12 protein-coding genes are annotated in these 11,850 nt (G+C 50.8%); 3 read left to right on the forward strand and 9 right to left on the reverse strand.

Features of this window, described 5'->3' with window-relative positions; genetic code table 11:
• Positions 1-89 precede the first annotated feature (89 nt).
• The 4 genes from OCU14_RS10755 to rnz form a co-directional block, all read right to left on the reverse strand.
• Entirely contained in the window at positions 90-608 is a 519-nt protein-coding gene (locus OCU14_RS10755) for an adenine phosphoribosyltransferase (protein ID WP_125572784.1), read from the reverse strand.
• Between the two features lie 22 nt (positions 609-630).
• Complete coding sequence (gene recJ / locus OCU14_RS10760) at positions 631-3,003, reverse strand: single-stranded-DNA-specific exonuclease RecJ (protein ID WP_261811025.1); 2,373 nt, start codon at positions 3,001-3,003, stop codon at positions 631-633.
• A gap of 68 nt (positions 3,004-3,071) precedes the next feature.
• The gene (locus tag OCU14_RS10765; RefSeq protein ID WP_261811026.1) at positions 3,072-3,461 is read right to left on the reverse strand and encodes a lipopolysaccharide assembly protein LapA domain-containing protein; all 390 of its coding nucleotides are present in this window, start codon (positions 3,459-3,461) and stop codon (positions 3,072-3,074) included.
• Positions 3,458-4,411 carry a ribonuclease Z gene (gene rnz / locus OCU14_RS10770; RefSeq protein WP_261811027.1) on the reverse strand — a complete coding sequence of 318 codons (954 nt, stop codon included), beginning with the start codon at positions 4,409-4,411 and terminating at the stop codon, positions 3,458-3,460. The genes OCU14_RS10765 and rnz overlap by 4 nt, the downstream gene beginning before the upstream one ends.
• Positions 4,412-4,580: 169 nt before the next feature.
• Between rnz and OCU14_RS10775 the strand changes: the two genes are divergently transcribed.
• Positions 4,581-4,856, forward strand: a complete 276-nt coding sequence (locus OCU14_RS10775; RefSeq protein WP_261811028.1) for a hypothetical protein — start codon at positions 4,581-4,583, stop codon at positions 4,854-4,856.
• A 15-nt stretch (positions 4,857-4,871) separates the two neighbouring features.
• Positions 4,872-5,615 (forward strand): hypothetical protein, encoded by a 744-nt coding sequence (locus tag OCU14_RS10780; RefSeq protein WP_261811029.1) that lies wholly within the window; start codon positions 4,872-4,874, stop codon positions 5,613-5,615.
• 60 nt (positions 5,616-5,675) lie between these two features.
• Here the strand turns inward: OCU14_RS10780 and obgE are convergent, their stop codons facing one another.
• Entirely contained in the window at positions 5,676-6,971 is a 1,296-nt protein-coding gene (obgE, locus tag OCU14_RS10785) for a GTPase ObgE (RefSeq protein ID WP_261811030.1), read from the reverse strand.
• Between the two features lie 84 nt (positions 6,972-7,055).
• Positions 7,056-8,873 carry an excinuclease ABC subunit UvrC gene (gene uvrC / locus OCU14_RS10790; RefSeq protein WP_261811031.1) on the reverse strand — a complete coding sequence of 606 codons (1,818 nt, stop codon included), beginning with the start codon at positions 8,871-8,873 and terminating at the stop codon, positions 7,056-7,058.
• A gap of 147 nt (positions 8,874-9,020) precedes the next feature.
• On the opposite strand from uvrC, the gene OCU14_RS10795 reads away from it, so the two are divergent.
• The gene (locus OCU14_RS10795) at positions 9,021-9,218 is read left to right on the forward strand and encodes an SPJ_0845 family protein (protein ID WP_261811032.1); all 198 of its coding nucleotides are present in this window, start codon (positions 9,021-9,023) and stop codon (positions 9,216-9,218) included.
• Positions 9,219-9,263: 45 nt separating this feature from the next.
• Here OCU14_RS10795 and OCU14_RS10800 read toward each other — a convergent pair whose 3' ends face one another.
• The 3 genes from OCU14_RS10800 to clpX form a co-directional block, all read right to left on the reverse strand.
• Positions 9,264-9,563, reverse strand: coding sequence for a nucleoside triphosphate pyrophosphohydrolase family protein (locus OCU14_RS10800; protein WP_125547402.1), 300 nt, complete (start codon positions 9,561-9,563; stop codon positions 9,264-9,266).
• A gap of 2 nt (positions 9,564-9,565) precedes the next feature.
• The gene (yihA, locus tag OCU14_RS10805; RefSeq protein ID WP_261811033.1) at positions 9,566-10,162 is read right to left on the reverse strand and encodes a ribosome biogenesis GTP-binding protein YihA/YsxC; all 597 of its coding nucleotides are present in this window, start codon (positions 10,160-10,162) and stop codon (positions 9,566-9,568) included.
• Between the two features lie 192 nt (positions 10,163-10,354).
• Entirely contained in the window at positions 10,355-11,608 is a 1,254-nt protein-coding gene (gene clpX, locus OCU14_RS10810; RefSeq protein WP_261811034.1) for an ATP-dependent Clp protease ATP-binding subunit ClpX, read from the reverse strand.
• Positions 11,609-11,850 lie beyond the last annotated feature (242 nt).

The following is an 11,850-nucleotide window of genomic DNA, read 5'->3' on the forward strand; positions in this document are numbered from 1 at the left end:
ACAATGGTGATGTGCCCTTTTATTATACAAAAATGGTGTTGATGGATTTACCATCAACACCAAATATCATAGATCCCAAAAAATTAAAATTAGTAAGTCATCAAGCTAAAGACATCGTAGCCCTTCAACTTGTCGCGACCATGCAGGTCTTCCAATTCGATCAGGAAGGCCGTCCCAACAACGATCCCACCGAGGTCTTCAACCAATTGAATGGTTGCCCCGATAGTCCCACCGGTTGCCAGCAAGTCGTCAGTTACCAAGACCTTTTGGCCTGGCTTGATGGCGTCCTTGTGCAGGTAAAGTGCTGAGGTGCCGTATTCCAGGTCGTAAGACGCCTTAACGGTTGGCCGTGGCAATTTACCTTCCTTACGGGCTGGCGCGAAGCCAATGCCCATCTGGTAGGCGACTGGACAGCCCACGATGAATCCCCGGGCTTCCGGACCAACGACCATTTCCACACCCTTATTTTGGGCGTAAGCGACGATTTCATCCGTTGCCGCATGAAAGGCCTCACCGTCCGCCATCAGCGGGGAAATGTCCCGGAACATGACACCCTTTTCAGGATAGTCGGGAACCGTTGCGATATATTTCGTAAAATCAGTTGCCATAAGTGTAAGTAGCTCCTTTATTTTATATCAATGGGGCGTGAAGACGCGTCGTCAGTGCCGCAGTTGAACAGGCGAGAAGATCTTTCTCAGTCTGAATCTGCTGCAGACGTAGCTGATAGCTCGGTGCGGTTGAGAGATCCTTTGATTCCGGCTGAGGGACCCCATTCATGATCCCATGATCAATCGTGATGAACCCACATTCGAAGAAGACCTGAATCATAAAGACCAATTGGGTCCGTGGAATCTCTAAGAACGAGACGAGCTGAGCCAACTGGTGCCCCACATCGACTTGCTGGTGCATCGCAATGAACTTAAATAGTTTAGCATATTGCGGGCGAGTTGGCATCCCTAATTGTGAAAGACTTTCTTTCTTATAGAGATAGGCCGTCACTGTCGCCGGTTTGAGTTGCCCCAAGACCGTCTCCAAATCAGCCGTGGCATCCGGACAATCCACCACAAACACCCGGGAATCCGGGGGTAAGGTCGACTGAACGGACCCGTCATACAACACCGCTGTCGCGTCCTTCGGGAGTTGACTTAACAATTGGTCATAAATCCCCCGATGGAAGAACAAGTAAACACCAGCGTCCTTAAACATGGCTTGGTGCAGCCGTGTCGTTCGTTCGTCGATGACTGGTTGTTTATTGCCATCAGATTGCGCATTACTACCAGCTTGTTCATCATCACCGGGTTGCCCGTCCAACCGAAGATCTTTGACCATCAGTTGCAGTGAGTGGCGACCTTGCCAAACGTTATCCTCGATAGCGCCCAGCACATCGGCCTGATCCGGTGCCGCAGTCAATGCCGCGACCTCGTTTCCGGCCCCAAACTGAATGGCATTCAGCTGGTGCTGGCCTTCCTGTAACTGAAACTTCAAGTGCGTGTGATCTTTACCAATCGCCTTGATCTGCGTCAACGTCGCAGATTCAAAGGCAAATAGTGGTTGCTGGTTATCTGTCCCAAACGGCGCCAATTGGGCCAATTCGCGGTACAGATCCGGCGTGACCGTGGCGACATCCAAGCTGGCGGCGACGGCCACCTCACTCGGACCACTCTCGGTCAACTTCTGGTTCTGCGCCTCAACATCTAACGCGTCGGCTAAGGCCTCTAAATTGTCCGCTGGGACCGTTAAGCCTACGGCCATGTGATGACCACCAAAAGCCGTCATCAGGTCTCTATGGCCATCTAAGGCCGCAAATAAGTTAAATTCCACGACACTTCGACCTGAGCCCTTGGCATGACCATCATCGGCAACGTTTAAGACCAAGGCGGGCTTCCCCGTCGTCTCAACGACCTTGCTGGCCACAATCCCCAGCACCCCTTCGTGCCAACCGTGACCACTAATGATCAGCGTTGGCCGATCTTGATGGGTCTCATCGGTCGCCTGGGCTAAAGCCTCTGAACTAATCTGGCGAACCAATTCCTGGCGTTTCTGGTTTTGAGATTCGGTCTGTTGGGCCAATTGACTGGCCTGGGACTCGTCTAGCGTCGTCAAGAGTTCAACGGCGGGGGCCGCGTCCTCTAAACGTCCCAAGGCATTGAGCCGCGGAGCCAGACCAAACCCGATCGATTGCTCGGTCAATTCATCTGGCTTCAACCCCGCCGTCTTCATCAAAGCCTGTAACCCTGGCCGCTCGTCTTGTTTCAAGAGTTGCAGACCAAAGTGGACCAGTACCCGGTTTTCATCCACCAGCGGGACCAGATCGGCAACGGTCCCAATAGCTGCTAGGTCCAAGAGATCTTGCGGAATCTCTTCGCGCAAGGCCTGGGCAACCTTGAAGGCCACCCCGGCACCGGACAGTCCCCCAAAGGGATATTCAGCTCCCGGATAGCGGGGATGAATGATGGCATAGGCTTCCGGTAACGTCTCTGGCAACTCATGATGGTCGGTGACCACCACGTCCACCCCAACCGCCTTAGCCGCTGTGATGGCTTCGTTACCCGCTACCCCATTGTCGACGGTGACGAACAACTCCGTCCCCGCCGCAATCAGCCGTTTGAAGGCGTCCACGTTGGGACCGTAGCCATCCTTAAACCGATTCGGGATATAGTAATTAACCTTTGCGCCCATTTCGTTCAAGGTTTCATACAGGATCGAGGTACTCGTGACCCCATCAGCATCGTAATCCCCATAAATGGTGATCTGCTGGTCGGCGCCAATCGCATCCTCAATCCGATCGATCCCTTTTTGCATATCGTGCAGCGCAAAGGGATCATGCAACTGTTCCGGACCCGGGTTCAGGAAGGCGTGCGCGGTTTCCGTGGTTTGATACCCCCGGTTCCAAAGAATCTGTGCCACAATCGGTGAAATTTTCTCCGCCGCGGCCAGCTTCTGGGCTTCGTCCGACGGTTGATCCACGTTCTTAATCTGCCATTGGTATTGTGCAGGAATCACCAGCAAATCATCCTTTCTAAATGGTTAAAGAGCGGTGTCACTGGCACCACTCTTCTCCCTACCTGTCCTTATTTAGCTGCTAACTGGGCCTTCAAATCGGTAATTTCGGTCTGAAGTGCCTTAATTTCTTTGGCCTGTTGGCCAGAAGCTTGTTTACTCTGTGAGTTTTGAATCCGTTTGTTAAGTTGCGCGTTTTCGTCCTGCAACTTGGTAATCTTCTCGGTCGTGCTCTGTTCGAGATCCTTGTAGGCCCGCTTCTTCTGAACCGACGAGATGGTTGAGAACAAAATCATCAGGACGGCCCCAATTAAGATCGAAACCAACAGGAGCAAGATGAGTGGCCAACGAACCGTAGCAAACCCGAAGGAAACGGGCACACTGCCCCGATTAAGAAGGGCAAAGACTGCCACAATAATCACTAATAAGATACTAACGACGATTCGCCATTGATTTTTCATGAGTGCGTCCCTTCTGGTGCGACCTTCTGAAACGGCACATCGATCTCGTCAAAGTCCTTGACGACCCGTGTGTTATGGAACACGTCACGTGCCTGGCTCTGGAGTTCCAGCGCCATCTTTCCGGTATAACGCGCAGAGATATGGTTTAACAGGAGCATCTTGACGTGCGTCCGTTTAGCCAATTCTGCCGCCTGAATGTTCGTCGAATGGTAGTAGGCCCGAGCGAGTTTACTTTCACCCTTGGCAAACGTACTCTCGTGAACCAAGACATCGGCATTCTCAGCCAATTTGGCTGCGTTTGGTGTCTGGCGCGTGTCACCTAATAACGCCACGATCCGCCCTGGTTGGCTTGGCCCCAGATAGTCCTGACCATTGATGGTCCGGCCATCCGGTAAGGTCACAGTCTCACCCGACTTCAGTTGACCATACACTGGCCCTGCTGGAATCTGATCGGCCCGTAACTTCTCCACGTTAAGTTCGCCGGCATGATCCTTTTCTTCGACCCGATAGCCGAAGCAAAGAATCTTGTGATCCAACCGCTGTGCGGACACCCGAAACTTAGAGTCTTCGAAAACTAACCCATCGGTCGTGAGTTCTTGGTAGTGAATCTTGTAAGACAGCTTAGTCTCAGAAACCCGCAGGCTGGTCTCGACATATTGTCGAATCCCCTTGGGGCCGTAGATGGTCAGTGGACCATCGCCGCCCTGGAACGACCGGCTACTCAGAAGTCCTGGTAACCCAAAAATATGGTCGCCATGCAAATGCGTAATAAAAATTTTATCGATCTTGCGCGGTTTCAGTGTCGTCCGTAAGATCTGATGCTGCGTGGCTTCTCCCACGTCGAACAGCCACACCGAGTTACGTTCATCGAGTAACCGCAATGCCGTACTGGTGACATTCCGGAACTTACCTGGCGACCCGGCGCCCGTTCCTAAAAATTGAATTTCCATATTTTTTTCGTTCCTATCTATAATTAAAGTCCGTCCACTATTTTAGGGGATTTTCACCCAAACCGCAACTCTCAATACCTCATCACGGCGACTAACGACTATTTTTGCTAGGGTTCTGTGCTTAAATTCGGTATAATCGAGGTAAGTTTTGGACAAGGAGGCTCTCCCGATGCGACTCAACGATTTTAACCTTTCCACTATCGACTTGCATCCCGCACTAACACTCTACTGGGAACAAGCCGATCGGAACCTCCCCGTCTGTGATCTGCAAACGCGTGACCACAACCTCTTCCTCATCACGGGAACGGGTCGGCCGCTGACCCTGGATCAGTTTCGAACTCGGACCCAGCAGGTCGCCCCAAGCGTTGGTCTCTTCGTTCAGGCCACACCGCCCACGCGTCTCTATGGGTATCGGCTGGTGCCCCATCAAATCTTATTCGGTTGAAAGGAGTTTTCACTTATGCGTCACGTCAAATTACCACTGCTCGTCGGTCTAGCAGTCCTCACGCTAGGGCTAACCGCTTGTCAGTCGGCAGAGCAGAAGAGCACCGCGAGTTTCAAGAATTCCAGTGCCTCTAGTAAAAAGTACAGTGCCCCTGAACCGGATGCGGCGGTGTCCTCTTCTGGATCCAAGAAAGTTGCCACTTACCATCCCTCGGCCAGTCAGACCAAGAGTCCGAACTACATCAAGTCTGGCAACCTCAAGTCGACCGGTCAGTATACCTTTGACAAGGTCGGCACGGAACTCAACCTTCGTCAGGTTAAGCATCCCCAAACGACCATTAAGTCCGGCAAGCTGACCTACCGCATCACCACGATTCGGATCATTAAGAACACCGCTAAGACCGCCGCCGCTAAGCAAATGGCAGCGGACGCGCTCGATGTTCCCAACATTAAGAGTCCCTATTACACACTCCAAGTTAAGTTTACCATTTCTAACCGGGGAAAACAGGCCGTGACCACCGATGGCATCAAAGCCATCCGGTTGACCAAGACCCAACAGTTGACCGTCATGTCTCAGCTTAGCGATGCCAGTGCCGGCAAGACGATTCCGGCCGGCGGCAAGCTCGACACCTTCGCCACCGGGTTAGCTAGCGAAAAGCAGAAGCCAACCTTCAAATCTGTCAAGATCGCCTTTAACGGGGCCTACGTCGATCAGAAGCAAGTCGTCGCCCCAACGGGATGGCTCAAGGTTTCCCTTTAAAATTTGTCCATAAAGAAAGACCCCAGGATCAAAATTCCTGGGGCCTTTTTCGCGGCTAAATTAAGCCATGTATTCAAAGACAAAGTCGTCGATTTGAACACTGTCACCATTCTTGGCGCCGTGTTCACGGAGACTATCATCGACACCCATCCCCCGCATTTGTCGAGCAAAGCGTAAGAGACTTTCGTCGTGATTGATATCGGTCATCTGGAAGAGCTTCTCCAACTTGGCCCCACTCAAGATCCAAGTGCCATCGGCATCTTGGGTAATCTTGAATTCTGGTTCTGGTTGGAAGTCGTATTCGGCCGTCTTGACCGTTTCTTCCTGCTTGACTGGGAACTTCGGTGTTTCCGCCAAAATGTCCGCCGTCCGTTGAAGAAGTGGTGTTAAGCCCTTGTGCGTCAGCGCCGAAACCGCGTAGATTTCAGGCTTGTTTGCCAAGAGCTTGTCTTGGGCCAAATCTTCCTTGAACTGCGCCAAGTTATCTTCGGAATCGGGCATATCCATCTTGTTCGCCACGACAATTTGTGGACGCTTCAAGATATCTGGATCATATGCCTTTAATTCTTCATTAATCTTCTCAAAGTCGTCGTAAGGGTTACGTCCTTCCAAGCCACTCATGTCGATCAGATGCAGGATAACCCGCGTCCGTTCAACGTGACGAAGAAACTGGAAGCCCAAACCAACACCCTTGGCAGCCCCTTCGATCAGACCTGGTAAATCGGCCATCACAAAGTCACGGCCATCGGGTAACCGAACCATCCCCAGGTTGGGAACCAACGTGGTAAAGTGGTATTCGGCAATCTTCGGCTTGGCACTAGTGACCGTGGACAATAGCGTCGACTTCCCAACGGATGGGAACCCAACTAACCCCACATCGGCCAGTACCTTTAATTCCAAACGAATGTCGAACTCTTGTCCAGGTTCACCATTTTCGGCAATTTCTGGCGCCGGATTCTTAGGCGAGGCAAAGTGGATATTTCCACGGCCACCCCGACCACCATGTGCGATGATGACGGAATCATTACTGGCAACCAGATCACCCATGACGGCACCGGTCTCATCATTCATGATCGTGGTTCCTTGAGGCACACTGATAATGGTGTCCTCGGCGCCACGACCGGTCATGGACTTAATTGCCCCATTGCCACCGCTCTTCGCCTTGAACTTCCGTTGATAACGGAAATCCATCAGGGTCCGCAGGCCTTCGTCAACTTTGAACACGATGTCGCCACCGCGTCCGCCATCACCGCCGGCTGGTCCCCCGTTTGGCACAAATTTTTCCCGGCGGAAAGCGACCATCCCGTCGCCACCCTTACCGGCTTTTACACTAATTTTTACTTGATCTACAAACATATTTATTTTCCTCGTTTTCTAAACCAGCCAACGCTGCTTTTCGTCGTCTCCTGCTAGCCAGTATACCGGCAAACCACCATTCCGTCAAAGCTGAGTTGGTGTGCGGGGACTTTTAATTTCGGCCGTATCCGCCTGAAGGGTCAGCCGGATGGTCTGGGCCACCGTTTCACTGATGCCCAGGGCCCGTAAATCATCGACACTGGCCGTGCCAATTTTCTTCATGGAACCAAACTTTCGGAGTAATTTATTTCGCGTCTTAGGCCCGACGCCGGGAATGCGGTCCAACCGTGAACTCAGCGAGTGCTTGCTGTGAACCTGCCGGTGGAATGTAATGGCAAACCGGTGAACCTCGTCTTGAATCCGTTGTACCAGATAGAAGCCTTGACTCTTGGGATCCAGATGAACGTGGTGATCATCCGGTCCAAACAGCAAGTCCGCCGTCTTATGATGGTCATTCTTAACCATCCCCGCAACCGGAATGTGCAGGTCGAACTCATCCTCAAGAACTTCCTTAACGGCATTCATCTGGATGTCACCCCCATCCATTAGGATGAGATCCGGCATCGTTCCATGTTCCTTGAGCAGGCGTCCATAACGCCGGCGAACAACCTCAAGGGTGCTGGCCGTTTCATCCGCATGGTCCACGGTACGAAGCTTATACTTTCGATAAAGTTTCTTATTCGGTTGGCCATCGACGAACACGACCATCGCGGAGACTAAATCGGCCCCCTGAATGTGAGAGTGATCAAATGCCTCAATTCGGTGTCCAGGCGCAATGCCCAAGGCATCCGTAATCTCCTTCATGGCGCCGGTCGTCTTACCCTCGTCAAGTTCTAACAGCCGAAACTTCTCTTCTAAGACCAGTTTGGCATTCTTCCCGGCCATCTCCAACAAATCCCGTTTAGTGCCGCGTTGCGGCGTTCTAACGGGAACCTGGAGCATCGATTCGATGACCTCCTTATCAATCGAGGCCGGTACCAGAATCTCACGGGGCAGAACTGTATTCTTTCGTTGATAGAACTGGACGATGAAGCTGGCAATTTCTTCCTCCGCCGTACTAACCACGGGGAAAAGACGCTTCTCACGTTTCATCAACCGCGCTTGCCGAATGAAGAAGACCTGAATCGACAGCCACCCTTTATCGAGATAAAAATTAAAGATATCCCGTGGTGTACTGTCATTAGAAATAATCTTCTGCTTTTCAACCGTCGCTTCAATATAACGAATCTGGTCCCGCAAATCGGCGGCCCGTTCGTATTCCATATCGGCAGCAGCGGCCGTCATCCGGTCGTTTAGTTCCTTCTCAGCGTGCCCCACGTTGCCATTCAAGAAGGATTTAATCTTCTTGACCTGACCCTCGTATTCTTCCTCAGGCACTTCCTTGAAGCAGGCCCCCAGACACTGGCCCATATGATAATACAGACACGGCCGACCCTGATAACCGGTACACCGGCGAAGCGGGTAAACCTTCTGTAAAAAGTGAATCGTTTCCTCGGCCGCATAAACATTGGGGTACGGTCCAAAGTAGTAGGCCCCATCCTTTTTAATGTCATTCACTAATAGTAATTGGGGATCACGTTCATTGGTAATCTTGATGTAAGGATACCCCGTCCCCCGCTTCAACTTGATATTGAAGTAAGGTTGATGCTTTTGAATCAGCGTAATTTCTAGCAGGAAGGCTTCCTTGTCGGTCGAGGTGATAATCGTTTCAAAATCCACGATCTCACTGACCAACTGTGCGGTTTTCCCGGTATGACTGCTCTTAAAGTACGAGCGGACCCGGTTCTTTAGGTTCTTCGCCTTACCCACATAGATGATCTGGCTATTGATATTCTTCATTAGATAACAACCAGGTAGTCCTGGTAACAAAGCTAATTTATGTTCCAAATATTCCGATGCCAACGGCGCAACCTCCCCATTTTCTAGAATTTAGCTTATAAAGTATAAGCCGAATACGTGTTTGGTGCAAGTAATCCACTCTCACCGTTCCGCACAATAAATGACAAGCCGCCTGGTTTCTGCTATGATACTGCTAAAGAAGACAAGGAGGTGGCTGGATTGGCTCTGAAAGTCAAGCGCCAAGATGACCTGGACTCCATGTTCGGTAAGTTTGCACAAATGGATCCCACCGATGTTAAGCGGGATAAGTTTCTGAAACGCCAGGACGCCCACAAGGATAACAAGCGGGCTAAAGGTTTAATCAAGAACGATAAATCCAAGTACGAACGGGAACATCACCAGGACTAGGTAAGTTAAAGGACTCACGGGTTTTAACCCGTGGGTCCTTTTTATTTACCGATTAGGTTGGTAGCCGTGTGGATAACGAGCATTCAGCCGCTTGATGTTATCTTGTGCGACTTCGTCAAAGTCAATGTCAGACCATTGTGCAATCTGACTCAGGTACCAGAGCACATCGCCCATTTCTTTAACAATGGCATCGTGATCTAAGTCCTGGCCGTGGAAGGTATAATTCTTCACGAGGTCGACCACTTGACCCGTCTCACCGGCGAGCCCTAAAGCACAGTTCGTCAAGACCTGTTCATTACCGTACAACGTCCGGTTAGCTGCTTTTTGATAATCGTTAAATTCCATACTTAGTCGTCCTCCCCAAAGGCTTGTTCTTCGATCCATTGCCAAATCGTATCCTGGCCAATCTTCTTTGGTGCGGAGAACATCACGATATTATCAGTGTTTGGCAAGTTCAGGGACTTCTTAATCTGGCTTACCGTTTGGTTCCATTTGCCCCGAGCGATCTTATCGCTCTTGGTGGCCACGATCAGCGTTGGGAGGCCATAGTAGGCCAACCACTGATACATCTGAACGTCGGCTTCCGTTGGTTCGTGACGCGCATCAACAAGCGAGACGACTCCGCGTAATTGATCACGCTGCGTCAAATAGGTCTCGATCATGTGGCCCCACTTCTCACGGGCAGCCTTTGAAACCTTCGCGTAACCGTACCCGGGCACGTCGACGAAATACAATTGGTCCTCGACGTTATAAAAATTCAGGGTCTGGGTCTTCCCGGGTTGGCTCGACGTCCGAGCGTACGAGCGTCGATTGATCAACACATTGGTCAATGACGATTTCCCCACGTTTGACCGACCGACAAACGCAATCTCAGGGTACCCCGTCGTGGGATACTGGGCGGGATCAACCGCACTCATGACTAATTCTACGTGATTGACTTCCATTGGTTACTGTCATCCTCTCCAAATATCTTTCATCATTCTAACACAGAACGTCGTGTGACTGGGAAAGTTTCTGGCAACAACCACGGCCCTATTTGAGTTAAACGCGGCCATGACGCGGCTTCCCTAACACCATAAAAAAAGCGACCAGCCCGCGGGACTGATCGCTTTCACCACATGACGTGGCTTCTAACCTTATGACGCCTTTTGATCCTTCAATTCAATCTCTGGTTCGGCATGATCCGTCACCGTCTTGGCAGTAATAACCACCTTGGCGACGTCATTACGACTTGGCAAATCAAACATGATGTCACGCATGACATCTTCGATGATTGACCGTAAACCACGGGCCCCAGTATTGCGGGCAATGGCTAACTTCGCCATCTCACGCAAGGCTGCTGGCTGGAATTCCAGTTGAACGCCATCGAGTGACAGTAACTTTTCGTACTGCTTAACTAAGGCATTCTTAGGTTCCGTTAAGATACGAACCAAGTCATTTTCATCGAGCTTTTCGAGCGCGGTCAAAATTGGCAGACGACCGATGAATTCAGGAATTAACCCAAATTGCAGAAGGTCTTCTGGAATGACGTGTTGCATCAGGCTATCGCCTGAGGCCAAGACCGTCTGTTCCTTACTGTCAGCACCGAAACCAATCGTCTGGTCACCCAGACGACGCTTAACGATGCCGTCAATGCCATCAAATGCCCCACCAACGATGAAGAGAATGTTGGTCGTATCGATTTGAATGAATTCTTGTTGCGGGTGCTTACGGCCGCCCTGAGGTGGCACGTTGGCAATAGTGCCTTCCAAGATCTTCAGCAGAGCTTGTTGGACCCCTTCACCGGAAACATCTCGCGTAATGGAAACATTTTCCGACTTCTTAGCAATCTTATCAATTTCATCAATGTAAATAATTCCTTTTTCGGCCCGTTCCACGTCGTAATCGGCGCTTTGGAGGAGCTTTAGCAGGATGTTTTCAACGTCTTCACCCACGTAACCAGCTTCAGTTAACGTCGTGGCGTCGGCAATGGCAAATGGGACATTTAAGATCTTTGCCAGGCTTTGCGCCAGGTAAGTCTTCCCAGAACCAGTGGGTCCGATAACCGCAATATTACTCTTTTGTAGTTCTGGACCGTCATCTTCGGCCTGAGCCATTTCGTTAACCCGCTTGTAATGGTTATAAACCGCTACGGAAAGGGTCCGCTTGGCTTCGTTCTGACCGATAACATATTGGTCGAGCGTGTTTACAATGTCAGCCGGCGTTGGCACTTCGAGATTCGTTTCGGCTGCATCTTGGCTATATTCTTCGTCAATGATTTCCTTGCAAAGGTCAATACATTCGTTACAGATGTAAACACCTGGGCCCGCAACGATCTTCTTGACTTGATCCTGTGACTTACCACAAAACGAGCAGGTCACTGGGCCTTCTGTTTCGGTGTTTTCAAACAATCAACTCACCCTTTCTCTCCAGGCTTAAGCCTAAATCAGTTTTGCCTACCTTGGTCAGTAAACCTGATGAACTAACCAGAATTCCTATCATTTGGGTACTATACCACAGTTTTCGATGATAGAAAATCAATTCGCCTCAGGCGACCCGGTCTTCGGCCATTAGAGATCGAGTGGGAGGTAGCCGATTGTTTCGACTACCGACCTCTCACACCACCGTACGTACGGTTCCGTATACGGCGGTT

Source organism: Levilactobacillus humaensis, assembly GCF_024345185.1.
In the GTDB taxonomy this organism is placed as follows: Bacteria; Bacillota; Bacilli; order Lactobacillales; family Lactobacillaceae; genus Levilactobacillus; species Levilactobacillus humaensis.

Excerpts from the sequence above, each read along its gene's own strand:
- OCU14_RS10755 (WP_125572784.1), bottom strand. The coding sequence starts at position 608 with ATGGCAACTGATTTTACGAAATATATCGCAACGGTTCCCGACTATCCT.
- OCU14_RS10765 (WP_261811026.1), bottom strand. The coding sequence starts at position 3,461 with ATGAAAAATCAATGGCGAATCGTCGTTAGTATCTTATTAGTGATTATT.
- rnz (WP_261811027.1), bottom strand. The coding sequence starts at position 4,411 with ATGGAAATTCAATTTTTAGGAACGGGCGCCGGGTCGCCAGGTAAGTTC.
- OCU14_RS10775 (WP_261811028.1), top strand. The coding sequence starts at position 4,581 with ATGCGACTCAACGATTTTAACCTTTCCACTATCGACTTGCATCCCGCA.
- OCU14_RS10780 (WP_261811029.1), top strand. The coding sequence starts at position 4,872 with ATGCGTCACGTCAAATTACCACTGCTCGTCGGTCTAGCAGTCCTCACG.
- obgE (WP_261811030.1), bottom strand. The coding sequence starts at position 6,971 with ATGTTTGTAGATCAAGTAAAAATTAGTGTAAAAGCCGGTAAGGGTGGC.
- OCU14_RS10800 (WP_125547402.1), bottom strand. The coding sequence starts at position 9,563 with ATGGAATTTAACGATTATCAAAAAGCAGCTAACCGGACGTTGTACGGT.
- yihA (WP_261811033.1), bottom strand. The coding sequence starts at position 10,162 with ATGGAAGTCAATCACGTAGAATTAGTCATGAGTGCGGTTGATCCCGCC.